The following is a 25,315-nucleotide window of genomic DNA, read 5'->3' on the forward strand; positions in this document are numbered from 1 at the left end:
CCATGGTCGACGCGCTCGCCTTCGACATTGCGCACATGCTGGCCGGCGGGCTGGTGCTCGTCTCCTTCATGCTGCTCTACCAGGACCGGCTCCACGGCCTCGTCAACACCTATGCCCTGCACGCGCTGGTGCTGACCGCCTCGGTCGCCTGGCAGGCGTGGGCGCAAGGCGCGCCGCATCTCTACATCACCGCGCTGGTCGCGCTCGTCTTCAAGGCGCTCGTCATCCCGCTCGCGCTCCACCGCATCATCCGCCGGCTCGGCATCCATCGCGACATCGAGAACGCGGTCGGCACCGGCCTGACCATGCTGACCGGCATGGGGCTGGTGGCGCTGTCCATGGTCGTCATGCTGCGCGTCACCACGGACGCCGACCCGCTGGCGCGCGAGGACCTCGCCATGGCGCTCGCCGTCGTCCTGCTCGGCCTTTTGATGATGGTGACGCGGCGCAACGCCATCGGCCAGGTGGTCGGCTTCATGTCACTGGAGAACGGCCTGGTCCTCGCCGCCGCCGGCGCGCGCGGCATGCCGCTGGTGGTCGAGATTTCCGTCGCCTTTTCCGTGCTCGTCGCCTTCATCGTCATCGGCATCGTCCTGTTCCGCATCCGCGAGCGGTTCGACACCGTCGATGTCGGCGCGCTCGACGATTTTCGCGGAGAGCGGCGATGAGCGGGTTTTCCTTCGACGCCACCGTCGCCGTGCTGGTGATCCCGGCCATCGCCGCCGCCGTGCTCGCGCTTCTGCCAGGCTATCGTGCTGCCGCCCGCGTCAACGTCCTCGCCAGCTTCATGACGTTCCTCGCCGCGCTGTCGCTGTTCGCCGGCGGGAAGGGGGAGGCCGGCCAGTACCTCTTCGTCGACGAGCTCAACATCGTCTTCATCGTCCTCAACACCTTCGTCGGCTTCACCGCCAGCCTGTTCAGCGCCGGCTACATCCGCCACGAGCTGGAGGGCGGCCGCATCTCGCCGGCGAATTTGCGTTTCTACCACGCCATGTACCAGACGATGCTGTTCGGCATGAACCTCGCCTTCGTCGCCAACAATATCGGCCTGATGTGGGTGGCGGTCGAGCTGGCGACGCTGACGACGGTGCTGATGGTCGGCCTCTACCGCACCCATGAGGCGCTGGAGGCGGCGTGGAAATACTTCATCCTCGGCTCGGTCGGCATCGCGCTGGCGCTGTTCGGCACCATCCTCGTCTACATGGCGGCGCAGCCCGTGGTCGGCGAGGGCAACGACGCCATGGTGTGGACGGTGCTGGTCGCCAATGCCTCCGGCTTCGACGCCGGGCTGCTCAACCTCGCCTTCGTCTTCCTGCTGATCGGCTACGGCACCAAGGTCGGCCTCGCGCCGCTCCATGCGTGGCTGCCCGACGCCCATGCCGAAGGCCCGACGCCGATCTCGGCGGTGCTGTCCGGCCTCCTGCTCAACGTCGCGCTCTATGCCGTGCTGCGCTTCAAGATCCTGCTCGCCGCCAGCCCCGGGGCGCTCGCGCCCGGCCCGCTGATGATCGGCATGGGGCTCGTCTCGCTGGTCTTCGCCGCGTTCATGCTCTACCGCCGCCGCGACATCAAGCGCCTGTTCGCCTATTCCTCGATCGAGCATATGGGCATCATCGTCTTCGCCTTCGGCATGGGCGGGCCACTGGCCAATTTCGCCGGCCTGCTGCACATGGTCATGCACAGCCTGACCAAGTCGGCGATCTTCTATTGCGTCGGCCACATCGCCCAGATCAGGGGCACGCAGAAGATGACGGAGATTTCCGGCATGACCGTCACCCACCCGGCGCTCGGCTGGGCCTTCCTCGTCGGCGTCGCGGCGATCGCCGGCCTGCCGCCGATGGGCGTGTTCATGAGCGAGTTCCTGATCGTCACCTCGACCTTCGCCGTCGAGCCGTGGCTTGCCGTGCCGCTGGTCGCCGGCCTCGTCGTCGCCTTCGGCGCGCTGATGATGCGCGCGACCGGCATCGCCTTCGGCGAGCCGCCGGAAAACCGGCCGGCTGGAAATGGGCCCGGCTGGCTCGCCTATATGCCGATCTACGCGCATCTGGCGCTGGTGCTGGCGGCCGGCATCTACCTGCCGCCGGCGCTGGTCGGCTGGTTCCGGCATGTCGCCGGACTTCTCGGCTAGGGGGGCGCGGACGATGACGGAACGCGACTGGCAGGGCATCTCGGGGCGACTGGCTGAGCGTCATTCCGGCGCGCCGCGGCTCGATGTCGACGCCGACAACTGGTTGGCCGCCGCCTCGGCCCTGTCCTCAGGCCGCTTCTCGCTGCTCGGCCTGTGGGGCGACGACGGGGTCGTCCATATGGCCGTCCATGTCCGCGAGGAGCCGGGCGAGATGGCGGTGCTGTCGCTCGCCTGCGAGGGCGGCGACTTCCCCTCGGTCGGGCGGCTGCATGCGCCGGCGATCCGGCTGGAGCGGGCGATCCACGACCTCTTCGGCCTCGTGCCGGAGGACGCGCCGGACTTGCGGCCGTGGCTCGACCATGGCCGCTGGGGCGTGCGCCATCCGCTCGGCCGCGCCGAGCCGGCCGCCGGCGGCGACGACTACGCCTTCCTGCCGGCTGAAGGCGAGGGGCTGCACGTCATCCCCGTCGGCCCGGTGCATGCCGGTGTCATCGAGCCCGGCCATTTCCGCTTCACCGTCAATGGCGAGACCGTGGTGCGGCTGGAAGCGCGGCTCGGCTACACCCACAAGGGCATCGAGGGGCTGATGCGCGGCGCAAGCCTCGACCGCGCCGTTTCCCTTGCCGGCCATGTCAGCGGCGACAGCGCGGTCGCCTATGCGCTTGCCTTCTGCCGGGCAGCCGAAGGCGCGCTCGGGCTGGAGGTGCCGGCGCGGGCGCATCATCTGCGCGCGCTGATGGCAGAGATGGAGCGGCTCGCCAACCACCTCGGCGACATCGGTGCGATCTGCAACGACGCCGCCTTCTCGCTGATGCTCGCCCATTGCGGCGTGCTGCGCGAGCGGACCTTGCGCGCCGCCGAGGCCGCGTTCGGTCATAGGCTGATGCACGGCCTTGTCGTGCCGGGAGGCGTTTCCGCCGACCTGACGGGCGAGGGCGCGGCGACCATCCGTGCGTTGGTGGCGGAAATCCGGGAAAAGTTTCCCGCGCTCGTCGCGCTCTACGACAACACCACCTCGCTTCAGGACCGCACGGTCGCCACCGGCGCGCTGAAGCCCGAGCTCGCCCGCCGCTTCGCCGCCGGCGGCCCGGTCGGGCGTGCCTCGGGGCGGGCCTTCGACGCCCGCAAGGCCTTCGCCTACGCGCCCTACGACCGGTTGTCCTTCGAGGTGCCGGTGTTCGAGGAAGGCGACGTCAATGCCCGCGTCTGGGTGCGCATCCGCGAGGTCGAGCAGAGCCTCGCGCTGGTCGGGCACCTGCTCGGCTCGCTCCCCGACGGGCCGGTGCGCGCGGCAGTCGAGCCTGCCGGCGAGACGCGCGAAGGCGTCGCCGTCGTCGAGGGTTTTCGTGGCGACGTGCTGGTCTGGTTGCGGCTTGGCGCGGACCGCGCGGTCGAGCGCTGCCATCTGCGCGACCCATCATGGTTCCAGTGGCCGCTGCTGGAAGCGGCGATAGAGGGCAACATCGTCGCCGACTTCCCACTGTGCAACAAGTCGTTCAACTGCTCCTATTCAGGGCACGATCTCTAGATGCGCAAGCTGCTGTTCCAAGGCCTGACAAGGCCGGCATTGACCGAGAAACCGCCCCTGCCGTCGCCGGATGCGCTACGCCAGCTTGCCGGGACGGTCGAGGGCGCGGCACGGCGCCGGCTCGGCCGCTCGCTGTCGATCCGCGCCGTCGATTCCGGCTCCTGCAACGACGCCGAGCTCGAGATCCACGCGTTGAACAACGCCTTCTACGACATCGAGCGCTTCGGCATCCGCTTCGTCGCCTCGCCGCGCCATGCCGACGTGCTGCTCGTCACCGGCCCGGTGACGAAGAACATGGCCCAAGCGCTGGAGCGGACTTTTCATGCCATGCCCGACCCGAAATGGGTGGTCGCGGTGGGCGACGATGCCGCAACCGGCGGCGTCTTCGCCGGCAGCTATGCCTGCGAGGGCGGGGCAGGGGCCATCCTGCCGGTCGACCTCACGATCCCCGGCGACCCGCCGTCGCCGACCGCGCTGCTCGAAGGGTTGCTGGCACTGCTGGAGCGCGCCGACAAGGGGTGAGGGGCAAGTCTCCCGAAAGCGAAATCCGATTCCGGGACAAGGGCATGCGTCAGGACGATGAATCGAAACCTGAGGCGCGGCTCCGCACGCAATCGCGTACTCCATCCATCTATCGCGTGTCGCGCCTGTGCATCACCGGTGCCGCTGGCGCCGCCCCTCATCCGGCTGCCGCCACCTTCTCCCCGTGAACGGGGAGAAGAGAGCACATTGTCCCTGCTTTCGCCAATCGCAAGCGCGGCAAAGAAGATGTAGGCGTCGCGGCCGACATCCCTTCTCCCCGTTCACGGGGAGAAGGTGCCCGAAGGGCGGATGAGGGGCGGCGCGGGCGCTCGAAGATCACGCTCCTTCGGAACGGATGACGCGACACGCTTTAGCAGGACGGAATCGTCCGGCTGCGAAGACGTCTCGCCTCAGACCCGCACCCGCACATAGTCGCCCGGCGCGTCGGCGAGCGGCTTCATCTTGCCGCCGCCAACCTTGCGGGCCGGAACGCGGGTGCCTTCTCGGCTTTCGATCCACGATTGCCAGTGCGGCCACCAGGAGCCGGGGTTCTCCTTCGCCTTTTCCACCCAGTCCTCGAACTCGCCCTTTACCGGCCCGCCTGTCCAGTACTGGTATTTCATCTTGTCTGGCGGGTTGACGACGCCGGCGATGTGGCCGGAGCCGGCCATCACATAGGTCACCTTGCCGCCGAAGAACTTGCTGCCGACGAAGACGGATTTCGCCGGCGCGATATGGTCCTCCTTGGTGGCGAGGTTGTAGATCGGGATCTTGACGTCCTTCAGCGACAGCTTTTTGCCGGCGAGCTGCATCTCGCCCTTGCTGAGGGTGTTGTTGAGATAACAATTCCTCAGATAAAACGAATGGTTGGCGGCGGGCATTCGCGTGGAATCTGAATTCCAGTATAGCAAGTCGAAGGGCATCGGATCCTGGCCCTTCAGGTAGTTGTTGACGAAGTACGGCCAGATCAGCTCGGAGGCACGCAGCATGTTGAAGGCGGTCGCCATCTTCGAGCCGTCGAGATAGCCGGTCGCCTTCATACCGCGCTCGATGAGGTCGATCTGCTCCTCGTCGGCGAAGACCTTCAGGTCGCCGGCATGGGTGAAGTCGACCTGCGTGGTGAAGAGCGTCGCCGTGCGGATGCGTTTGTCGCCTTCCTGGCCGTGCAGGGCGAGCGTCGCCGCGAGCAGCGTGCCGCCGACGCAATAGCCGATGGCGTTTACCTCGTCCTCGCCGGTCGCCTGCTTGATCGTGTCGAGCGCGAAGCCGACGCCCTCACGGGCGTAGGATTCCCAGTCCTTGGCCGCATGCCGTTCATCCGGGTTCACCCAGGAGATGACGAAGACCGTGTGACCCTGGTCCACGGCCCACTTGATGAAGGATTTCGCCGGGTTGAGGTCGAGGATGTAGAACTTGTTGATCCAGGGCGGGCAGATGAGCAGCGGCCGCTTCAGCACCTCCTTGGTCGCCGGCTCGTACTGGATGATCTCGGCGAGCGCGGAGCGGGCGACGACCTTGCCCGGCGTGACGGCGATGTTCTTGCCGATCTCGAAGCGCGAGGCGTCGGCTTGCCGCAGCTTGAGGTCGCCCTTGCCGGCGGCGATATCCTCGGCCAGCATCTTCATGCCGCGCACGAGGTTCTCGCCGTTCGACGCCATCGTCTCGCGGAACAGCTCGGGATTGGTCAGAAGGAAATTGGTCGGAGACAGCGCCTGCGTGATCTGCTTGACGTAGAACTGCGCCTTGTGGCGGGTGTGGTCGTCGAGCCCGTCCGCGTGCTCGACGAGGTCGCCGGCCCAGCGCGAGGTGACGAGATAGGCCTGCTTGAGGAAGTCGAAGAAGGCGTTGCGGCCCCATTCGGGGTCCTGGAAGCGCTTGTCGCCCTTGTCGGGCTTGATCGCGTCGTCCTGCTCCTTGTCGCCGGCCGCCACGCGCTGGATGGCGTTCGACCATACGTTCATGTAGCCGGAGAAGAGCCGTGTCTGCGCCTCGACCGCGCGGGCCGGCTCCGACAGCCAGTATTCGGTCAGCTTGGAGAAGGTCTTGACCATGTCGGCCGCCGGCTCGGCCATCACGTCGCGCACCTCGCCCTTCTCGCGCGGCGCGGTCCAGGCCGCGGCAGCCTTTCCCGCTTCCTCGACCGCGCGGGCGAGGTTCAGCGTGAAGCTCTCAGGATCCTTGACAAGATACTGCTCGATGGCCGGATGGGGCTGTTCGTGATCCCGGGCTGCGCCCGACTCCTTGCGTGTGGCCATGCTGCGCGTCGATCCTCCCTGCGCGCCGGCGGTTTTTCCCCGGCCTTTTGTTGACACAATACCATGGAACCCTGAAGTTGGTCCAATATCGATCGATAGTTTTGCTTCGGGATAAAATGATGACGATGCGCTGCGTCGCGCTGCTTTTCGGCCTTTTTCTGGCGGGATGCGCCACGGCGACGATCGAGGACGCCGTGCCGTCCGGCGCGTTGGCGGGGACGAACGATGCTGCGACGCCCGCGTCCGCCCGGGAGCCCGCGCCGGCGGCCGATCCCTATCACAACCTCAACGAGCCGCGCGCTGCCGCCGCGCCGCAGATCACCCCGGACGAGAAGGCCAGCGAGACGGCCGATCTGCGCGCCAAGCGCGAGGCGCTCGCCCGCCAGACGCGCGGCGCGGGAACGGGCAACGGGTCGGCCGAGCTCCGCCGGATTGCCGCCACCCACGGCGAGGAGACGCTGAAGGAGATCGGGGGCGAGTAGCCGCCGCGCGCCACGCCGCGCTATCGACCCGATGCCGATTCGGGTGTATAGCCGGCCTCCCGTAACCCCACGCGCAATCGGATTCTCCCTATGGAAGAGTTTCACAAGGTTCGCCGGCTTCCGCCCTACGTCTTCGAGCAGGTCAACAGGCTCAAGGCCGCCGCGCGCGCCAACGGGGCCGACATCATCGATCTCGGCATGGGCAACCCCGACCTGCCGACGCCCAAGGCGATTGTCGACAAGCTTTGCGAAGTGGTCCAGGACCCGCGCACCCATCGCTATTCCTCGTCCAAGGGCATTCCCGGCCTGCGCCGCGCCCAGGCCGCCTATTATGCCCGTCGCTTCGGCGTGAAGCTGAATCCGGAAACGCAGGTCGTCGCGACCCTCGGCTCCAAGGAAGGCTTTGCCAACATGGCGCAGGCGATCACCGCGCCCGGCGACGTCATCCTCTGCCCGAATCCGACCTATCCGATCCATGCCTTCGGCTTCCTGATGGCCGGCGGCGTGATCCGGTCCATGTCGGTCGAGCCGGACGAAAGCTTCTTCCCGCCGCTCGAGCGCGCCGTGCGCCACTCGATCCCCAAGCCGCTCGCTCTCATCATCAACTATCCGTCGAACCCGACGGCGCATGTCGCCACGCTCGATTTCTACAAGGACGTCATCGCATTCGCGAAGAAGCACGACATCATCGTGCTCTCCGACCTTGCCTATTCGGAAATCTACTTCGACGACAACGCGCCGCCGCCGTCCGTTCTGGAAGTGCCCGGCGCGATTGATGTGACGGTGGAGTTCACCTCCATGTCGAAGACCTTCTCCATGCCCGGCTGGCGCATGGGCTTTGCCGTCGGCAACGAGCGGCTGATCGCTGCGCTGACCCGCGTGAAGTCCTACCTAGACTACGGTGCCTTCACGCCGATCCAGGTCGCTGCGACCCATGCGCTGAACGGCGACGGCGCCGACATCGCGGAAGTGCGCAACGTCTACAAGCGCCGCCGCGACGTGATGGTCGATACCTTCGGCAAGGCCGGCTTCGACGTGCCGCCGCCGGCGGCCACCATGTTCGCCTGGGCGAAGATCCCGGAAAAGTTCCGCCACCTCGGCTCGCTGGAATTCTCCAAGCTGCTCGTCGAGAAGGCGGATGTCGCGGTCGCGCCGGGCATCGGCTTCGGCGAGCAGGGCGACGATTACGTCCGCCTCGCGCTGGTCGAGAACGAGCACCGCATCCGCCAGGCGGCGCGCAACATCAAGCGCTTCCTCGGCACCGCGCCCGACACGCTCGACAACGTCATCGCGTTGAATGCCCGCCGTTGAAGCCGGCCGTCCGCGCCTGCAAGGATAGATTTTCAGAGGGAATGCCGGGGGCATGAGCGAAGCGTTGCGTGTGGGAATTGCCGGCCTCGGCACGGTCGGGGCGTCGGTGGTGAAGGTGCTGGCCGGCAAGGCCGCGGAATTGACCCGCCAGTGCGGCCGCGAAATCGTCGTCGTCGCCGTCTCGGCGCGCGACCGGAGCCGCGACCGCGGCGTCGACCTCGCTAAGGCCGCATGGTTCGACGATCCGGTCGCGCTGGCGAAGAGCGACGGCATCGACGTCTTCGTCGAGCTGATCGGCGGCGCCGACGGCCCGGCCCGCGCCTGCGTCGAGGCCGCGCTGGACGCCGGCCGCCACGTCGTCACCGCCAACAAGGCGCTGCTCGCCCGCCACGGGCTGGAGCTGGCCGCCATCGCCGAGAAGAACGGCGTGCTGCTCAACTACGAGGCGGCGGTTGCCGGCGGCATCCCGGTGATCAAGACCATGCGCGAGGCGCTGGCCGGGAACACGGTCAGCCGCGTCTTCGGCATCCTCAACGGCACCTGCAACTACATCCTGACGCGGATGGGCGCCGAGGGGCTGACCTTCGAGGAGTGCCTGAAGGACGCCCAGCGCCTCGGCTATGCCGAGGCCGACCCGACCTTCGACATCGAGGGCTACGACACCGCTCACAAGCTCGCTATCCTGACGAGCCTCGCCTTCGGCAGCCGCATCGCGCCCGACGACATCTATCTCGAAGGCATCTCCAACATCACGCAGGCCGACATCCGCGCGGCGAGCGAGCTCGGCTACCGCATCAAGCTCCTCGGCGTCGCCCAGCGCACCGAGGGCGGCATCGAGCAGCGCGTCCACCCGACCATGGTGCCGACCGCCTCCGTCATCGCCCAGGTCAACGGCGTCACCAACGCGGTGGCGATCGAGACCGACATCGTCGGCGAGCTCCTCTTGTCCGGCCCAGGCGCCGGCGGCAACGCCACCGCCTCGGCCGTGATCGGCGACATCGCCGACATTGCCAAGAGCCGGCCCGGCTTCCAGCACGGCCCGGTCTTCGGCCGCCCGGCGGACGAGCTGGCCCCTTACGTGCGCGCGCCGATGCGCAGCCATGAGGGCGGCTACTTCATCCGCCTGACCGTCCACGACCGCATCGGCGTCTTCGCCGCCATCGCCGGGCGCATGGCCGCCAACGGCATCTCGCTGCAATCCATCGTCCAGCACGCCGACGGCGACAATGGCGAGGCGGAAAAGACGGTCATCCTCGTCACCGCCGAGACGACGGAAGCGGCGGTGCGCAAGGCGGTCGAGGGCATCACCGAGGACGGCCACCTGACGACCAAGCCGCAGGTCATCCGCATCGAGCGCGCCGGCTGACGGCGCAGTCCCGCCGTTCAATCGCCTGTCATTCAATCGATTGATCTTGTGGCGAGCGCCGAATCGCCCTTGCGGGCATTGCGCCTCTTTGACAAAAGGGGCGCAGTTGCGCAGGCAACCCGCTGATCTTTCATAAGGTTCGATAGTATCATGTCCAAAGCCGCCCCGTCCGGTCTCGCTCACTCTGGTCTTGATCGCATCCTGACGCTCGAACTCGTGCGCGTCACCGAGCGCGCGGCCGTTGCCGCCGCGCGCCTGCGCGGGCGCGGCGACGAGAAGGCCGCGGACCAGGCGGCGGTCGACGCCATGCGTGCCGAGCTGAACCGCCTGCCGATCAAGGGCACCGTCGTCATCGGCGAGGGCGAGCGCGACGAGGCGCCGATGCTCTATATCGGCGAGGAGGTTGGCACCGGCGAGGGGCCCGCCGTCGACATCGCGCTCGACCCGCTCGAGGGCACGACGATCTGCGCCAAGAACCTGCCGAACTCGCTGGCCGTCATCGCCATCGCCGAGAAGGGGAGCCTGCTCTACGCGCCGGACGTCTACATGGACAAGATCGCGGTCGGCCCCGGCTATCCGGCCGGCGTCGTCGACATCGACGCCCCGGCGCAGGAGAACATCCAGAACCTCGCAAAGGCCAAGGGCGTTCCGGTCAACGAGATCACCGCCTGCATCCTCGACCGGCCGCGCCACGCGCGCCTGATCGAGGCGGTGCGCGCCACCGGCGCGGCGATCCGCCTGATCGGCGACGGCGACGTCGCCGGCGTCATCCACACCACCGACCCGGCCGAGACCGGCATCGACATCTACATGGGCACCGGCGGCGCGCCCGAGGGCGTCCTCGCCGCGGCCGCGCTGCGCTGCATCGGCGGCCAGATGCAGGGCCGCCTCCAGCTCAACAGCGAGGAGAAGATCGCCCGCGCCGCCAAGATGGGCATCTCCGACCCCAACAAGGTCTACACCATGGAGGAGATGGCGCGCGGCGACGTGCTGTTCGCCGCCACCGGCGTCACCGACGGCAACATGCTGTCGGGCGTCAAGTTCGGCCGCGACATGATCCAGACCCACACCATCGTCATGCGCTCGTCCTCGCGCACGGTGCGCGAGATCAAGGCCCGCCACCAGGACCTCGACAAGTTCTGAGAAGATCGCGCCGCCCCTCATCCGCCCTTCGGGCACCTTCTCCCCATGAACGGGGAGAAGGGGAAGCGGCGAGGTTGCGGCAGTTCCTCCTCTCCCCGTTCACGGGGAGAGGATGCCGGCAGGCAGGTGAGGGGCAGCGCAGCCGGGCCTCTGGAACACGCCGTCCGAACGCCTATCTCTCGGTGTGCTAGGTATCGGGGGCGATGAGCGACAGGCGATTCTTTCTCGACGTGAAGCAATCCGCGACCGGGCTCGCCTGGGCGCACCGGCTCGACGCGCGCGGCGAGAACGCCGCGCTCGCCATCGCCCAGAACCACGGCATCCCCGATATCGTCGCCCGCGTCATGGCCGGGCGCGGCGTCGGCCAGGACGACGCGCCGCGCTTCCTCGACCCCACCATCCGCGACCTGTTGCCCGATCCGCGCTCGCTGACCGACATGGACAAGGCCGCGGCCCGCATCGCCGACGCGGTGGCGCGGCGCGAAAGGGTGGCGATCTTCGGCGACTACGACGTCGACGGCGCTGCCTCCTCGGCGCTGATGAAGCGCTTCCTCGCCCATTATGGCGTGGAGAGCGAAATCTACATTCCCGACCGGGTGTTCGAGGGCTACGGCCCCAACCCCGACGCCATGCGCGAGCTCGTGTCGCGCGGGGCGAAGCTGATCGTCACCGTCGACTGCGGCACCAACAGCGCCGCTGCCATCGCCGCCGCCAACGAGGCGGGCGCGCAGGTGGTCGTGCTCGACCATCACCAGGTCGGCGGGGCGCTGCCGGAGGCGGTCGCGGTGGTCAATCCCAACCGCGACGACGACCTGTCGGGGCAGGGGCATCTGTGCGCCGCCGGCGTCGTCTTCCTCGCGCTGGTGCGCACGGTCGGCGTGTTGCGCGAGCGCGGCTTCGCCACGCCGCCGCCGGACCTCCTCGGCTGGCTCGACCTCGTGGCGCTGGCGACGGTGTGCGACGTGGTGCCGCTCTCGGGCGTCAATCGCGCCTTCGTCGTCAAGGGACTGCAGGCGATGCGCCGCATGGGCAATCAAGGCATCGCGGCGCTGGCGCGTGCCGCGCGCATCGGCGAGCCGCTGTCCACCTTCCATCTCGGCTTCGTGCTCGGCCCGCGCATCAATGCCGGCGGGCGCATCGGCGACGCCGCGCTCGGCAGCCGGCTGCTCGCCACCGACGACCCGGTCGAGGCGGGAGACATCGCCGAGACGCTCGACCGGCTGAACGGCGAGCGCCAGGCGATGGAGCAGGAAATGTTGGCCCAAGCCCGCGCCGAGACCGACGCGGAGCTGGCCGCCGGGGGCGGGCCGGCCGTCATCGTCACCGCCAGTGAGGGCTGGCATCCCGGCATCGTCGGGCTGATCGCGGCGCGGCTGAAGGAGCACGCCCGCCGCCCGGCCTTCGCCATCGCCTTCAACCCGAACGGCACCGGCACCGGCTCGGGCCGCTCGATCCCCGGCTTCGACCTCGGGCGCATGGTGCGCGAGGCGGCAGCGCGCGGGCTGATCGTCAAGGGCGGCGGCCACGCCATGGCGGCTGGCATCACGGTCGAGCGGGCGCGCCTCGGCGATCTGCGCGCCTTCTTCGAGGAATGGGCGGCCGGCGAGGTCGCGCGCCTGCGCGCCGAGGAGATGCTGGAGATCGACGCCGCGCTCTCGGCCGAGGGCGCGACCTTCGACCTGCTCGACCTGATCGACAGCGCCGGCCCCTACGGCTCCGGCCATGCCCAGCCGCTGCTGGTCCTGCCGCGCCACACGCTCGCCGACCTGCGGCCGGTGGGCGCGAACCATCTGCGCGCCGACCTGCGCTCGCAGGCGGGCGGGCGGATACAGGCGATGGCGTTCCGCGCGACGGAAACCGCGCTCGGCGACTTCCTGTTCGCCAATCGCGGCGGCACGGTGCACGTCGCCGGCCACCTCTCGTCCAACTGGTGGAACGGCGCGCGCTCGGTCCAGTTCAGGATCGTCGACGCGGCGCGCGCGTAGCGCGAACCGCGAAAGAATGATACCAGACCGGGCGCCGAACCCGCAGATTTCCCCCGAGGAACCGACCCCCTTAGGAACCGATCATGAGCGAAAGAAGCTGCCTCACCGTCATCCTTGCCGCCGGCGAGGGCACGCGCATGAAGAGCGCGCTGCCCAAGGTGCTGCACGAGGTGGCGGGCCTGTCGCTTGTCGGCCATGTGGTCAAGGCGGCGCGGCGTGAGCCGGGCGTCGATGTCGCGCTGGTCGTCGGCCGCGAGGCCGAGAAGGTCAGGAAGGCGGTCGAGCCCTTCGCGCCGGAGGCGGAAGCCTTCGTCCAGAGCGAGCGGCTCGGCACCGCCCATGCCGTGCTCGCGGCGCGCCAGAAGATCGCCAGAGGCTATGACGACGTCCTGATCCTGTTCGGCGACACGCCGCTGATCGAGCCGCAATCGCTGGCCGAACTGCGCGCGGGGCTGGCGGAAGGCGCGGACGTGGTGGTGATGGGCTTTCACGCGCCTGATCCCACCGGCTACGGCCGGCTCTTGATGAAGGACGGCGCGCTCGTCGCCATCCGCGAGCACAAGGACGCGAGCGAGACCGAGCGGGCGGTCACCTTCTGCAATGGCGGGCTGATGGCGGTCGCCGGCCGCCACGCGCTGTCGCTGCTCGACGCGGTCGGCAACGCCAACGCCAAGGGCGAATATTACCTGACCGACATCGTCGAGATCGCCGCCGCCCGCGGCCTTTCCGTGCGCGCCACCGAAGCGCCCTATGAGAGCCTGCTCGGCATCAACACGCGGCTCGAGCTCGCCGAGGCCGAAGGCGTCTGGCAGGGCCGCCGCCGCCGCGCGCTGATGCTGGCCGGCGTGACCATGCACGCGCCCGAGACGGTGCATCTTTGCCATGACACCGAGATCGAGCCGGACGCGGTGATCGAGCCGAACGTGGTGTTCGGCCCCGGCGTAACCGTCGCCGCCGGCGCGCGCATCCGCGCCTTCTCGCATCTGGAAGGCGCGGCCGTCGGCGAGAATGCCGAGGTCGGCCCGTTCGCGCGGCTGCGGCCCGGCGCGACACTCGGCCGCAAGGCCAAGGTCGGCAATTTCTGCGAGGTCAAGAAGGCGGTGATCGAGGAGGGGGCCAAGGTCAACCACCTGACCTATATCGGCGACGCGCGCATCGGCGCGGGGGCCAATATCGGCGCCGGCACCATCACCTGCAACTATGACGGCTTCTCCAAGCACCACACCGAGATCGGTGCAGGGGCGTTCATCGGCTCGAACTCGTCGCTCGTCGCGCCGGTCAGCGTCGGCGCGGGGGCCTATGTCGCATCCGGCTCGGTGGTGACGAAGGACGTTCCCGACGACGCGCTCGCCTTCGGCCGCGCCCGGCAGGAGAACAAGCCCGACCTCGGCCGCCGCCTTCGTGAGAAGCTGGGCGGAAAGGGACATTAACCCCTTTCGCGTAAGGATGGTCGCCGGCGTCGTTCGTGCCGATATGTGCGGAAACCATATGTGATTTTCGCCACAATCGTCGGGCGACTACGTATGCGGCGCAACGAGCGGAAGGACTGGGCTGAGCCATGTGCGGGATTGTCGGAATTGTCGGGCGCGCGCCCGTTGCGCCGCTCATCGTCGATGCGCTGAAGCGGCTCGAATATCGCGGCTACGATTCCGCCGGCGTCGCCACCATCGACCATGGCCGGCTCGGCCGCCGCCGCGCGGAGGGCAAGCTGGTCAATCTGGAACGCCGGCTGCTTGACGAGCCGCTCGACGGCACCATCGGCATCGGCCACACCCGCTGGGCGACCCACGGCGTGCCGAACGAGACCAACGCCCACCCGCATTTTTCCGGCGACGTCGCCATCGTCCATAACGGCATCATCGAGAATTTCGCCGAGCTGCGCGCCGCGCTGATCGCCGACGGCTACGAATTCTCCTCGCAGACCGACACCGAGGTCGTCGCCCATCTCGTCACCCGCGAGCTGAAGAAGGGGCTCCCCCCGGTCGAGGCCGCCCATGCCGCCCTGAGAGAGCTCGAAGGCGCATTCGCGCTCGCCATCATGTTCCGCGGCGAGGAGGACCTGATCATCGGCGCGCGCAACGGCCCGCCGCTCGCCGTCGGCCATGGCGAGGGCGAGATGTATCTCGGCTCCGACGCCATCGCGCTCGCGCCCTTCACCAACGCCATCACCTATCTGGAGGACGGCGACTGGGCGGTGATCCATCGCGACGGCATGGAGATCTTCGACATCGACGGCAACCGCGTCGAGCGGCAGAAGCGCCAGTCGGTCGGCACCTCCTATCTGGTCGACAAGGGCAATTACCGGCATTTCATGGAAAAGGAGATCCATGAGCAGCCGGAAGTCGTCTCGCACACGCTGGCGCACTATCTCGACTTCACCACCGGCGCGGCCAAGCCCTTCGAGACGCCGTTCGATTTCGCGGCAATAGACCGGCTGTCGGTCTCGGCCTGCGGCACGGCCTATCTCGCCGGCCTCGTCGGCAAATACTGGTTCGAGCGCTACGCGCGGCTGCCGGTCGACATCGATGTCGCCTCCGAGTTCCGCTACCGCGAGATGCCGCTGTCGCAGAAAAGCGCGGCGCTGTTCATTTCGCAGTCGGGCGAGACCGCCGACACGCTCGCCTCGCTGCGCTACTGCCGGCGCGAGGGCGTGCCTATCTCGGCCATCGTCAACGTGCGCGAATCGACCATCGCCCGCGAATCCGACGGCATCTTCCCGACGCTCGCCGGCCCCGAGATCGGCGTCGCCTCGACCAAGGCGTTCACCTGCCAGCTGTCCGTGCTCGCCTCGCTCGCCGTGCGCGCCGCCGCGGCGCGCGGCACCATCACCCGCGAGGGCGAGGCCGCGCTGGTGCGCCAGCTTTCCGAGACGCCGAAGCTCATCAACCAGGCGCTGAAGCTCGCCCCCCAGATCGAGAAGCTGGCGCGCGAATTGTCCCATTACAAGGACGTGCTCTATCTCGGCCGCGACACCTCCTATCCGCTGGCGCTCGAGGGCGCGCTGAAGCTCAAGGAAATCTCCTACATCCACGCCGAGGGCTATGCGGCGGGCGAGCTGAAGCACGGGCCCATCGCCCTGATCGACGAGAAGATGCCGGTGATCGTCATCGCCCCGCACGACCGCATCTTCGACAAGACCGTGTCGAACATGCAGGAAGTGGCGGCGCGCGGCGGCAAGATCATCCTCATCACCGACGCCGAAGGGGCGAGGCATGCCACCGTCGAGACGCTCGACACCATCATCGTGCCCGACGCGCCCGAGATCGCCGCCCCCATCGTCCACGCGCTGCCGATCCAGATGCTCGCCTACTACACCGCCGTCTTCATGGGCACGGATGTCGACCAGCCGCGCAATCTGGCGAAATCGGTGACGGTGGAGTAGGGCGCTTCTTTCGGGAGCCTCGGCGCTATCCCTCACCGGCTCGCTGCGCTCGCCACCTCTCCCCGGAGGGGAGAGGAAAGCCGGCCGCAACCTCCCCCTTTTTCCTCTCCCCTCCGGGGAGAGGTGGCCCGAAGGGCCGGTGAGGGGACAGCGCGCCGTAGCCGGACAACTCTACCCCGCCCGCAGCAGCCGGATCGCGTCGTCGCGGCCGTGGAGGTAGAGCAGCATCCGCAAGGCCTCGCCGCGCGGCGAAGAAAGTTCCGGGTCGCGCTCCAGCACCAGCCTTGCGTCGTCGCGGGCGATCTCAAGGAGGTCGCCGTGCCGCTCCAGCCGGGCGACGCGAAAGCCCGGCGTGCCGGACTGGCGCGTGCCGAGCAGCTCTCCCTCGCCGCGCAGCTTCAGATCCTCCTCGGAAATGCGGAAGCCGTCCTCGGTCTCGCGCATCACCGAAAGGCGCTGCTTCGCCACCAGCCCGAGCGGCTCCTTGTAGAGCAGCACGCAGGACGACGCCTTCGCCCCGCGCCCGACCCGCCCGCGCAACTGGTGGAGCTGGGCGAGGCCGAAGCGTTCGGCATGCTCGATGACGATGATGGTCGCATCCGGCACGTCGACGCCGACCTCGATCACCGTTGTGCCGACGAGGATGCGCGTTTCGCCGTCCTTGAAGGCGCGCATCGCCTCGTCCTTGTCGCGGCCGGCCATGCGGCCGTGGATGAGGCCGAGCGCGTCGCCGAAGACCGGCTTGAGCGAGGCGAAGCGGTCCTCGGCCGACATCAGCTTGACCTCTTCCGATTCCTCGACCAGCGGGCAGATCCAGTAGACCTTCTGCCCCTCGGCGACGGCATGGCGCAGGCGCTCGACGAGGCCGGGCAGCCGCTCCAGCGGCAGCGTCACGGTCTGGATCGGCTGGCGGCCGGCCGGCTTCTCGGTCAGGCGCGAAACGTCCATATCGCCGAAGGCGGTCAGTACCAGCGTGCGTGGGATCGGCGTCGCCGTCATCACCAGCATGTCCGGGGCGATGCCCTTGGCGGTCATGGCGAGGCGTTGGTGGACGCCGAAGCGGTGCTGCTCGTCGACGATGGCGAGCGCAAGGTTTTTGTATTCCACCCCCTCCTGGAACAGGGCGTGGGTGCCGAGCACGATGTGGATTTCGCCCGCCGCCAGCCCTTCGAGGATCTGCGCGCGCTCCTTGCCCTTCTCGCGCCCGGTCAGCACGGCGGCGCGCAGGCCGGCGCGCGCCGCGAGCGGCGCGATGGTGGCGAGGTGCTGGCGGGCGAGGATTTCGGTCGGGGCCATCAGCGCCGACTGGCCGCCGGCCTCGGCCGCCCGCGCCATGGCGAGCAGCGCCACCACGGTCTTGCCCGAGCCGACATCGCCCTGAAGCAGCCGCAGCATGCGCTTTTCCGAGGCGAGGTCGGCATGGATTTCGCTGAGCGCCTGCTCCTGCGCCCCGGTCAGCGAATAGGGCAGCGCGGCGCGGATCGCGGCTTCCAGGCTGCCGTCGCCGGTGAGCGGCCGGCCCGGGACATGGCGCAGCTTCGCGCGCACCAGCGCCAGCGCGAGCTGCCCGGCCAGCAGCTCGTCATAGGCGAGCCTGCGCCACGCGGCGGAATCCGGGTCGATGTCGAGCGGGTCGGACGGCTCGTGCAGGCGGTGAAGCGCCATGCGCAGCGCCGGAAAGCTGCGCCGGCGGATCAGCTCCGGGTCGAGCCATTCCGGCAGGTCGGGCAGGCGCGCCACCGCGCCGAGGATCGCGCGGCGCAGCACCTTGGCCGAAAGCCCCGCCGTCAGCGGATAGACCGGCTCCAGCGCCGGCAATTCGTCGGCGCGGGCGACGGGCACCATATGGTCGGGATGGACCATCGACGGGCGGCCGTTGAACCATTCGAGCCTGCCGGAGACCAGCATCCGCTCGCCCTCGGGCAGCGCCTTTTGCAGCCACTCGCCCTTGGCGTGGAAGAAGGTGAGGGCGATCTCCTCCGTGTCGTCATGGGCGAAGACGCGATAAGGCACGGACCCGCGCCCGCGCGGCGCCGGCTGATGGCGCCCTATCGTGACCTCGATCGTCACCAGCGCCCCGTCCGGCGCGTCGGCGATGGCATAGCGCTGGCGTCGGTCGATCACCGCATGCGGCAGGACGAACAGGAGATCGCCGATCCGGACCTCGCGCCCGCCGGTGTCGGCCGGCACGACATTGGCGATCAGCCCGGCCACCTTCGGGCCGACGCCGTCGAGCGTGGTGGCGGGCGCGAACAGCGGGTCGAGAAGCGAAGGGCGCATGGCGACAGTCTATTGCGCGCGATCGCGCCCGCAAAGGCTGACATCGCTCCGTCCAGAGGCTATATGCGACCTTCGTCCACAAGGGTGTCGCCGACCATGACCGGAAGCGAGCGTTCCAGCGCCGATCTCGATTACCGCCGCCGCAAGGTGCTCTACCGCTCCTGGCATCGCGGCATGCGCGAGGTCGACCTCATCCTCGGCTCGTTCGCAGACGGCGAGATCGCCGGCCTTTCCGAGGAGGATCTGGCGCTCTACGAGGCGTTCATGGCCGAGCAGGACGGCGATATCCTCAAATGGGTGACGGGCGAGGCGAAGGTGCCGGTCCGCCACGACAACACGGTGTTCGCGAAGATACTCACCTATCGCGAAGCGCCGCTGGCCTGACCGGACCATGAGCCTGCTCGACCCCATCCGCCTGCCCGCCGAGGGCGTTGTCGTCGTCGACGGCGTCGCCGACGGCTACGAGGCGTTCGCGCTCGCTTCCATCGCCGCCGGGCAGGGCGAGCGGCCGGTGATCTTCGTCGCGCGCGACGGCCAGCGCCTGCCGGCCATCGCCGAGACGCTGGCCTTCGCCGCGCCGGGCCTGCCCGTGCTCGAGCTGCCGGCGTGGGATTGCCTGCCCTACGACCGCGTCTCGCCGGGGGCGGACGCGGCGGCGCGGCGGCTCGACGCCTTCGTCGCCATGGCGGCGCTGCGCGAAAAGCCGCACCGGGCGGTGATCCTCGCCAGCGCCAACGCCGTGCTGCAACGCATGCCGCCCGCCGAAACCGTTCTCGCCCAGACGATCACGGCCCGGCCGGGCAACCAGATCGACATGAAGGCGCTGGCCTTGCGGCTCGACACCGCCGGCTTCGAGCGGGTCTCGACCGTGCGCGACGTCGGCGAATATGCCGTGCGCGGCGGCATTCTCGACATCCACGCGCCGGGCGGCGAGCCGCTGCGCCTCGATTTCTTCGGCGATTCGCTGGAATCGATCCGCGCCTTCGACCCGGCGACCCAGCGCACCACAGGCCAGCGCACCGAACTGTCGCTGAAGCCGATGAGCGAGGTCGAGCTGACGCCCGAGGCCGTCAGCCGCTTCCGCCGCGCCTATATCGAGGCGTTCGGCGCGCCCTCGCGCGACGACGCGCTCTATGCCGCCGTCAGCGAAGGTCGCCGCTTCGCCGGCATGGAGCATTGGCTGCCGATGTTCCACGAGCGGCTGGAGACGCTGTTCGACTACCTGCCGGATGATGCGACGATCGTCTTCGACCATCTGGCGCGCGAGGCGATCGCCGAGCGCCACGCGCTGATCCTCGACCATTACGAGGCGCGCACCAGGCAGCCCGCCGCCGGCATGGGCGAGGCCGTGCCCTACAAGCCGGCGCGGCCCGAGACGCTCTACCTGTCGCCGGACGAGGTGGCGGCGCGGGCCGGAGAACGGCTCGCCGTCGATTTGACGCCGTTCGACGCGCCGGAGGCCGCCGGCAGGACGCTGCGCCACGCCGGCGCCCATGCCGGCAAGAACTTCGCCGAGGAACGCGCCGACCCCAACGCCAACGTCTTCGATCACGCGGTAAAGCACGTCGCCGATATGAGGGCCGGCGGAAAGCGCGTGCTCGTCGCCGGCTTTTCCGAAGGCTCGCTCGACCGGCTGACGCAGGTGCTGGAAGAGCACGGGCTGGGCAATCTGAAGCGCGTCGCCTCGCTCGCCGAAGCGGAGAAGCTGAAGCCGGGCGAGGCGGGGCTCGCGGTCCTGCCGCTGGAGGCCGGGTTCGAGACGCAGAACCTCGTCGTCGTCGCCGAGCAGGACATCTTGGGCGACCGCCTGATTCGGCGCGCGAAAAGGCGGCGCAAGGCGTCTGATTTCATTGCCGAAGTCGCGGCGCTGTCGGCCGGCGACATCGTCGTCCATGCCGACCACGGCATCGGCCGCTTCGTCGGGCTGAAGACCATCGAAGCGGCCGGCGCGCCGCATGACTGCCTTGAAATCCGCTATGCCGGCGACGACCGGCTGTTCCTTCCCGTCGAGAACATCGAGCTCCTGTCGCGCTACGGCTCGGATTCGGCCGAGGCGGTCCTCGACAAGCTCGGCGGCGTCGCCTGGCAGTCGCGCAAGGCCAAGCTGAAGCGCAAGCTGCTCGAAATGGCCGGCCAGTTGATCCAGCTGGCGGCCGAGCGGCAGATGCGGCCCGCGCCCGTCATCACCGCGCCCGACGGGCTCTATGGCGAGTTTTCCGCCCGCTTCCCCTATGACGAGACCGACGACCAGCTCGCGGCCATCGAGGCGGTGAACGACGACCTCGCCGCCGGAAGGCCGATGGACCGGCTGATCTGCGGCGACGTCGGCTTCGGCAAGACCGAGGTCGCGCTGCGCGCCGCCTTTCTCGCCGCCATGGAAGGGTTTCAGGTCGCGGTCGTGGTGCCGACCACGCTGCTCGCCCGCCAGCATTTCCGCACCTTCAGCCAGCGTTTCGCCGGCCTGCCCGTCACCGCCCGGCAGGCCTCGCGCCTCGTCGGCACGAAGGAGCTGGCGGAGACCAAGAAGGGACTGGCCGAAGGCACGGTCGACATCGTCGTCGGCACCCACGCGCTGCTCGGCTCGTCGATCACCTTCAAGAATCTCGGCCTGCTGATCGTCGACGAGGAGCAGCATTTCGGCGTCAAGCACAAGGAGCGGCTGAAGGAGCTGAAGAGCGACGTCCATGTGCTGACGCTCTCGGCGACCCCGATCCCGCGCACGCTGCAGCTGGCGCTGACCGGCGTGCGCGAGCTTTCGCTGATCGCCACGCCCCCGGTCGACCGCATGGCGGTGCGCACCTTCATCTCGCCCTTCGACCCGCTGGTGATCCGCGAGACGCTGCTGCGCGAGCGCTATCGCGGCGGCCAGAGCTTTTATGTGGTGCCGCGCATCTCCGACCTCGCCGACATCAGGCGCTTCCTCGAGGAACAGGTGCCGGAGCTGAAGGTGGCGACCGCCCATGGCCAGATGGCGGCGGGCGAGCTCGACGACATCATGAACGCCTTCTATGACGGCCAGTACGACGTGCTGCTCTCGACCACCATCGTCGAATCCGGCCTCGACATCCCGACCGCCAACACGATGATCGTCCACCGGGCCGACATGTTCGGCCTTGCCCAGCTCTACCAATTACGCGGCCGCGTCGGGCGCTCGAAGCTGCGCGCCTACGCGCTGTTCACGCTGCCGGCCAACAAGACGCTGACGCAGCTCGCCGAGCGGCGGCTGAAGGTGCTGCAATCGCTCGACACGCTGGGCGCGGGCTTCCAGCTTGCCAGCCACGACCTCGACATCCGCGGCGCCGGCAATTTGCTCGGCGAGGAGCAGTCCGGCCATATCAAGGAGGTCGGCTTCGAGCTCTACCAGCAGATGCTGGAGGAGGCGGTGGCGGAACTGCGCGGCACCGGCGAGGCGGCGGACGGAAGCTGGTCGCCGCAGATCACCATCGGCACCGCCGTGATGATCCCCGAAAGCTACGTGCCGGACCTCCAGCTTCGCCTCGGCCTCTACCGGCGGCTGGCGGACCTTCAGACGCCGCAGGAGATCGACGGCTTCGGCGCCGAGCTGATCGACCGCTTCGGCCCGCTGCCGCCGGAGGTCGACCACCTCCTGAAAGTGGTGTTCATCAAGGCGCTGTGCCGCAAGGCCAACGTGGAAAAACTCGACGCCGGGCCGAAGGGCGTGGTCATCCAGTTCCGCAACCGCGCCTTTCCCGAGCCGGCCGGGCTGGTGCGCTACATCGCCGAGCAGGGCGCGCTCGCCAAGATCAGGCCCGACCAGTCGCTCGTCCTGATGCGCGACTGGCCGACCCCGGAAAAGCGCCTGTCGGGCGCGGCCGTGGTGATGACGCAGCTGGCGAGGCTGGCCGAGAAAGCCGGAAGCTGAGAAAAGGTCAGGCCGAGCGCCGGTAACCGCCCGTTGCCGCCGGGGCCCGCGTCTGCGGCACGAGCGGCAGCTCCTCCATCACCCGCTGCGGCGGGAAGATGGCGATGGCCTCGGTTCCCTCGCGCAGCCGCGAGTTGAGCTTGAACTCGCCGCCATGCAGCGCGAGCAGGCCCTGGACGATGGGCAGGCCGAGGCCGGTTCCCTCCTCGGCGCTCTTGATCGCGATCGACCCTTGCCCAAAGGCCGAGAGCACGACCGGAATCTCTTCCTCGGGTATGCCGGGGCCGTTGTCCTTGATCGAGACGTACTGGCCGCCGCCGGCCGTCCAGCCGATGCGCACCCGGACGTCGCTGCCGCTCGGCGCGAACTTGACCGCGTTCGACAGAAGGTTGAGCGTGATCTGCCGCAGCGAGCGCTCGTCGGCGAACAGGCGCGGCAGATTCGGCTCGAACTCCTGCACGATGCGGATGTCCTTGTTGCGCGCCTTCAGCTCCATCAGGTGGCAGCATTCCTCGACGATATGCTCGAGCGTCACCGGCTCCTCGTTGAGCTGGTAGCGCCCGGCCTCGATGCGCGACAGGTCGAGGATCTCGTTGATGAGATGGAGAAGGTGCCTGCCCGAGGCGTGGATGTCGCCGGCATATTCCTTGTAGGTCGGGTTCTGGAGCGGCCCGAGCACTTCTCCGGCCATCACCTCGGAAAAGCCGAGAATGGCGTTGAGCGGCGTGCGCAATTCGTGGCTCATCGTCGCGAGGAAGCGCGACTTGGCGAGGTTCGCCTCCTCGGCGCGGCGGCGCGCCTCGTCCGACATCGACTTCGCCGTTTCCAGCTCGGCGATCAGCATGTCCTTCTCGGCCCGAAACGACAGCAGCATCACGGTCGAGGAATGGAGATGGCCCGCGACATAGGTGAAGAAGGGCAGGGAGACGAACAGCAGCCCGACCATGATCGCGTCGACCGGCTCCCATTCGGGCGAGACGGCGAGCAGGAACACGAACACGGCGACGGGCGCGGCGAAGGTGGCGACCAGCGCGCCGCGCAGCGCCGAGGCCATGATCGCGGTCGCGGCCATCACCAGCAGCAGCACCACGGCCTTCAGCACCATGAACTGCTCGATCTTGCATTCGTCGCAGCCGAGCCAGGCGAAATAGGCCCAGCCGAGCCCGCTGACCGCATGGGCGGCGAGGAAGGCGCGCTTGATCGTGTCGGTCTCGATCCCGGCCATGTCGGTGCGCACGACCTTGCGCGCCACCAGCGAGAGCCCGGTGTAGCAGGTCATGGTCACGAAGGCCCAGACGACGATGTCCGGCCCGACCCCGGCGGCGAAGCCGGCGATGCAGACGGCGAGCACCATCAGCGGGATGGCGAGCGCGGTGTTGAGCACCGCATTGGCGTGCAGCTTCAGCAGCTCCCGGTCGTAGACGGGGGTTCCGGCCTGCTCGGAAAGGCGATCGCGCGTGCGGCGCACGGCCCGGGCGACATCGCTGTTGCGGCGCGCCTTTGTGCGGTCCACAATGTTCTTGTCGATGCTGGTCGGGCGCTGCTCTGGCATTGAAAGGTTCGACATTTCCGCAGGGAAACTTCCGGTGGATGCAAGCTAGCCGCGAATGATTAAAAGAGCCTTCCCCCGATGAGGACGCCATGACGGGAGGCCGGCCGACGCGGGGGCGGGCGCGGAGGGGCCGCTCGCGCCGGAGCGGCTTCGCCGATCTCGCGCTCGCGCTTGTCGTCCTCGGCGCGGTCGCGCTTGCCGGTGCGTACGCCCCTTTGCTGCGCGAGGCCGAGACGCTGCGCGGCACGGCGCGGGTCGCCGATGGCGACTCGCTGATCCTCGATGGCGAGCGCGTCCGCCTCCAGGGGATCGATGCGCCCGAGCTGACGCAGACCTGCACACGCGCCGGCGCGGACTATCCGTGCGGGCGCGAGGCCCGCGAGGCGCTGGCGCGGCTCGTCGCCGGCCGCGCAGTCTCATGCGAAAGCCGGCAGCGCGACCGTTACGAGCGGGTTCTGGCGACCTGCGCCGCCGGCGGCGTCGAGGTGAACCGGGCGATGGTCGAGGCCGGCTGGGCGGTTGCCTATGGCGATTACCGCGACGCAGAAGCGGTCGCGCGGCAGGCCGGACGCGGCCTGTGGGCCGGCTCGTTCGAGCGGCCGCAGGACTGGCGGCGCATCCATGGCGGCATTGCCGAGGAAAGCCATGACTGGCTTTCCCCGATGGTGGGCTGGCTGCGCCGCCTGTTCGGCGGCTGATCCTGCTTTAAGGAGAGAGTTGCGCGGGCTGCGGCGTTCCGGCCGCGCGGGTCTGGCCCTTTTCATCCTCCGCTCCCGCGTCCCCGGCGAAGGCGCGGATCGCGGCGGCGAGGGCGGGGTCGCGCACGAGGCCGGCCGCTTCCTGCGGAGAGAACCAGCGCCGCTGCCGCTCGCCCTGCCGTTTCCAGTGCGAGAGCGTGCCGCGCACCTTCATCGCGAACACGAGGAGGTCGGCATCGGCCGAGCCGTGCAGCGGGACGGTGTCGATCTCGCCGATGATTCCGGCTTCCTCGAAGGCGTGAAGCGCCGCGGAGAGGAACGAGGCGCGCTCGGCCACCGGCGCGCCGGCCGGTACCGTCCACTCGCCATCCATGGATCCGACGAGCAGGATGCGCAGGCCGGACTTGCGCGCCATGCGCCACGGCAGGACGCCGTGCAGAATCTCGCCCGCCGGCTCGGCAAGCGGGGGAAAGGGGAGTAGCGCCTTCATCGGCCGTCTCCCGCGAATGCTTCGGCGAAGTCGCCGTGAAAAAGGGGCGCGGTGTGGCCGCCTGCGCGCAAGGGCGTCTTGCACCAGGGGCAGCGGCTGGCGGCGCGCGGCAGGTTGCGGTTGCAGGCCCGGCAGAACGGCCGGGCAGAGCAATTCCAGGAAAAGTGTGAAGCACTTTTCCGTCCGGAATTGCGTAAAAACAAGGAGTTAGGCCGTTTCACCTCGGTAAGACGATGAAATGGTCTAGGGGAAAAGAACATCATACGCTCCATCAAAGCGGCGTCGGCGCCGCAGAAATGAACCGCAAATC

The 25,315-nt window shown here is 68.7% G+C and carries 18 protein-coding genes; 14 read left to right on the forward strand and 4 right to left on the reverse strand.

The features are described from left to right. Positions 1-2: 2 nt before the first annotated feature. The 4 genes from M9945_RS10785 to M9945_RS10800 are packed head-to-tail and all read left to right on the forward strand — an operon-like array spanning position 3 to position 4,178. Positions 3-668, forward strand: a complete 666-nt coding sequence (locus tag M9945_RS10785) for a hydrogenase-4 component E (RefSeq protein ID WP_367944486.1) — start codon at positions 3-5, stop codon at positions 666-668. Beyond that, positions 665-2,128 carry a hydrogenase 4 subunit F gene (locus M9945_RS10790; protein ID WP_367944487.1) on the forward strand — a complete coding sequence of 488 codons (1,464 nt, stop codon included), beginning with the start codon at positions 665-667 and terminating at the stop codon, positions 2,126-2,128. The genes M9945_RS10785 and M9945_RS10790 overlap by 4 nt, the downstream gene beginning before the upstream one ends. A 13-nt stretch (positions 2,129-2,141) precedes the next feature. Continuing rightward, positions 2,142-3,656 carry an NADH-quinone oxidoreductase subunit C gene (locus M9945_RS10795; RefSeq protein ID WP_367944488.1) on the forward strand — a complete coding sequence of 505 codons (1,515 nt, stop codon included), beginning with the start codon at positions 2,142-2,144 and terminating at the stop codon, positions 3,654-3,656. Then, positions 3,657-4,178 (forward strand): NADH-quinone oxidoreductase subunit B family protein, encoded by a 522-nt coding sequence (locus M9945_RS10800; protein WP_367944489.1) that lies wholly within the window; start codon positions 3,657-3,659, stop codon positions 4,176-4,178. It abuts the gene before it with no gap. 410 nt (positions 4,179-4,588) lie between these two features. Here M9945_RS10800 and M9945_RS10805 read toward each other — a convergent pair whose 3' ends face one another. Beyond that, positions 4,589-6,433 carry a PHA/PHB synthase family protein gene (locus M9945_RS10805; RefSeq protein ID WP_367944490.1) on the reverse strand — a complete coding sequence of 615 codons (1,845 nt, stop codon included), beginning with the start codon at positions 6,431-6,433 and terminating at the stop codon, positions 4,589-4,591. Between the two features lie 119 nt (positions 6,434-6,552). On the opposite strand from M9945_RS10805, the gene M9945_RS10810 reads away from it, so the two are divergent. The 7 genes from M9945_RS10810 to glmS all read left to right on the forward strand — a co-directional run bounded on the left by M9945_RS10810 (position 6,553) and on the right by glmS (position 16,102). Then, entirely contained in the window at positions 6,553-6,915 is a 363-nt protein-coding gene (locus tag M9945_RS10810) for a hypothetical protein (RefSeq protein WP_367931728.1), read from the forward strand. 90 nt (positions 6,916-7,005) lie between these two features. Further along, a complete protein-coding gene (locus tag M9945_RS10815; protein WP_367944491.1) occupies positions 7,006-8,226 on the forward strand; it encodes an LL-diaminopimelate aminotransferase in 1,221 nt (406 codons plus the stop codon). Between the two features lie 52 nt (positions 8,227-8,278). Continuing rightward, positions 8,279-9,592: a homoserine dehydrogenase gene (locus M9945_RS10820; RefSeq protein WP_367944492.1), complete on the forward strand. Its 1,314-nt coding sequence runs from the start codon at positions 8,279-8,281 to the stop codon at positions 9,590-9,592. 150 nt (positions 9,593-9,742) lie between these two features. Then, positions 9,743-10,735, forward strand: a complete 993-nt coding sequence (gene glpX, locus M9945_RS10825) for a class II fructose-bisphosphatase (RefSeq protein WP_367944493.1) — start codon at positions 9,743-9,745, stop codon at positions 10,733-10,735. Between the two features lie 203 nt (positions 10,736-10,938). Further along, positions 10,939-12,720, forward strand: a complete 1,782-nt coding sequence (gene recJ / locus M9945_RS10830) for a single-stranded-DNA-specific exonuclease RecJ (protein WP_367944494.1) — start codon at positions 10,939-10,941, stop codon at positions 12,718-12,720. A gap of 83 nt (positions 12,721-12,803) precedes the next feature. Further along, the gene (gene glmU / locus M9945_RS10835) at positions 12,804-14,150 is read left to right on the forward strand and encodes a bifunctional UDP-N-acetylglucosamine diphosphorylase/glucosamine-1-phosphate N-acetyltransferase GlmU (protein WP_367944495.1); all 1,347 of its coding nucleotides are present in this window, start codon (positions 12,804-12,806) and stop codon (positions 14,148-14,150) included. 128 nt (positions 14,151-14,278) lie between these two features. Further along, positions 14,279-16,102, forward strand: coding sequence for a glutamine--fructose-6-phosphate transaminase (isomerizing) (glmS, locus tag M9945_RS10840; protein ID WP_367944496.1), 1,824 nt, complete (start codon positions 14,279-14,281; stop codon positions 16,100-16,102). 171 nt (positions 16,103-16,273) lie between these two features. Here the strand turns inward: glmS and recG are convergent, their stop codons facing one another. Continuing rightward, positions 16,274-18,382 carry an ATP-dependent DNA helicase RecG gene (recG, locus tag M9945_RS10845; protein WP_367944497.1) on the reverse strand — a complete coding sequence of 703 codons (2,109 nt, stop codon included), beginning with the start codon at positions 18,380-18,382 and terminating at the stop codon, positions 16,274-16,276. Positions 18,383-18,478: 96 nt separating this feature from the next. On the opposite strand from recG, the gene M9945_RS10850 reads away from it, so the two are divergent. Both M9945_RS10850 and mfd read left to right on the forward strand, forming a co-directional pair. Beyond that, the gene (locus tag M9945_RS10850; protein WP_367944498.1) at positions 18,479-18,766 is read left to right on the forward strand and encodes a succinate dehydrogenase assembly factor 2; all 288 of its coding nucleotides are present in this window, start codon (positions 18,479-18,481) and stop codon (positions 18,764-18,766) included. Positions 18,767-18,773: 7 nt separating this feature from the next. Next, positions 18,774-22,265, forward strand: coding sequence for a transcription-repair coupling factor (gene mfd, locus M9945_RS10855; RefSeq protein WP_367944499.1), 3,492 nt, complete (start codon positions 18,774-18,776; stop codon positions 22,263-22,265). Between the two features lie 7 nt (positions 22,266-22,272). On the opposite strand, the gene M9945_RS10860 is transcribed toward mfd, so the two are convergent. Then, positions 22,273-23,817, reverse strand: a complete 1,545-nt coding sequence (locus tag M9945_RS10860; protein WP_367944500.1) for a sensor histidine kinase — start codon at positions 23,815-23,817, stop codon at positions 22,273-22,275. A gap of 89 nt (positions 23,818-23,906) precedes the next feature. Here M9945_RS10860 and M9945_RS10865 point away from each other — a divergent pair, with 89 nt between their 5' ends. Beyond that, the gene (locus M9945_RS10865) at positions 23,907-24,515 is read left to right on the forward strand and encodes a thermonuclease family protein (RefSeq protein ID WP_367944501.1); all 609 of its coding nucleotides are present in this window, start codon (positions 23,907-23,909) and stop codon (positions 24,513-24,515) included. A gap of 7 nt (positions 24,516-24,522) precedes the next feature. On the opposite strand, the gene M9945_RS10870 is transcribed toward M9945_RS10865, so the two are convergent. Beyond that, positions 24,523-25,005: an NUDIX hydrolase gene (locus M9945_RS10870; RefSeq protein ID WP_367944502.1), complete on the reverse strand. Its 483-nt coding sequence runs from the start codon at positions 25,003-25,005 to the stop codon at positions 24,523-24,525. Positions 25,006-25,315: the final 310 nt, after the last annotated feature.

Origin of the sequence: Aquamicrobium sp. (assembly GCF_023954335.1) — a bacterium.
Taxonomy (GTDB): domain Bacteria; phylum Pseudomonadota; class Alphaproteobacteria; order Rhizobiales; family Rhizobiaceae; genus Aerobium.

What these genes read in the sequence shown, in the direction of transcription:
- M9945_RS10785 (WP_367944486.1), top strand. Translation starts at nt 3, where the DNA reads ATGGTCGACGCGCTCGCCTTCGACATTGCGCACATGCTGGCCGGCGGG.
- M9945_RS10790 (WP_367944487.1), top strand. Translation starts at nt 665, where the DNA reads ATGAGCGGGTTTTCCTTCGACGCCACCGTCGCCGTGCTGGTGATCCCG.
- M9945_RS10795 (WP_367944488.1), top strand. Translation starts at nt 2,142, where the DNA reads ATGACGGAACGCGACTGGCAGGGCATCTCGGGGCGACTGGCTGAGCGT.
- M9945_RS10800 (WP_367944489.1), top strand. Translation starts at nt 3,657, where the DNA reads ATGCGCAAGCTGCTGTTCCAAGGCCTGACAAGGCCGGCATTGACCGAG.
- M9945_RS10805 (WP_367944490.1), bottom strand. Translation starts at nt 6,433, where the DNA reads ATGGCCACACGCAAGGAGTCGGGCGCAGCCCGGGATCACGAACAGCCC.
- M9945_RS10810 (WP_367931728.1), top strand. Translation starts at nt 6,553, where the DNA reads ATGACGATGCGCTGCGTCGCGCTGCTTTTCGGCCTTTTTCTGGCGGGA.
- M9945_RS10815 (WP_367944491.1), top strand. Translation starts at nt 7,006, where the DNA reads ATGGAAGAGTTTCACAAGGTTCGCCGGCTTCCGCCCTACGTCTTCGAG.
- M9945_RS10820 (WP_367944492.1), top strand. Translation starts at nt 8,279, where the DNA reads ATGAGCGAAGCGTTGCGTGTGGGAATTGCCGGCCTCGGCACGGTCGGG.
- glpX (WP_367944493.1), top strand. Translation starts at nt 9,743, where the DNA reads ATGTCCAAAGCCGCCCCGTCCGGTCTCGCTCACTCTGGTCTTGATCGC.
- recJ (WP_367944494.1), top strand. Translation starts at nt 10,939, where the DNA reads ATGAGCGACAGGCGATTCTTTCTCGACGTGAAGCAATCCGCGACCGGG.
- glmU (WP_367944495.1), top strand. Translation starts at nt 12,804, where the DNA reads ATGAGCGAAAGAAGCTGCCTCACCGTCATCCTTGCCGCCGGCGAGGGC.
- glmS (WP_367944496.1), top strand. Translation starts at nt 14,279, where the DNA reads ATGTGCGGGATTGTCGGAATTGTCGGGCGCGCGCCCGTTGCGCCGCTC.
- recG (WP_367944497.1), bottom strand. Translation starts at nt 18,382, where the DNA reads ATGCGCCCTTCGCTTCTCGACCCGCTGTTCGCGCCCGCCACCACGCTC.
- M9945_RS10850 (WP_367944498.1), top strand. Translation starts at nt 18,479, where the DNA reads ATGACCGGAAGCGAGCGTTCCAGCGCCGATCTCGATTACCGCCGCCGC.
- mfd (WP_367944499.1), top strand. Translation starts at nt 18,774, where the DNA reads ATGAGCCTGCTCGACCCCATCCGCCTGCCCGCCGAGGGCGTTGTCGTC.
- M9945_RS10860 (WP_367944500.1), bottom strand. Translation starts at nt 23,817, where the DNA reads ATGCCAGAGCAGCGCCCGACCAGCATCGACAAGAACATTGTGGACCGC.
- M9945_RS10865 (WP_367944501.1), top strand. Translation starts at nt 23,907, where the DNA reads ATGACGGGAGGCCGGCCGACGCGGGGGCGGGCGCGGAGGGGCCGCTCG.
- M9945_RS10870 (WP_367944502.1), bottom strand. Translation starts at nt 25,005, where the DNA reads ATGAAGGCGCTACTCCCCTTTCCCCCGCTTGCCGAGCCGGCGGGCGAG.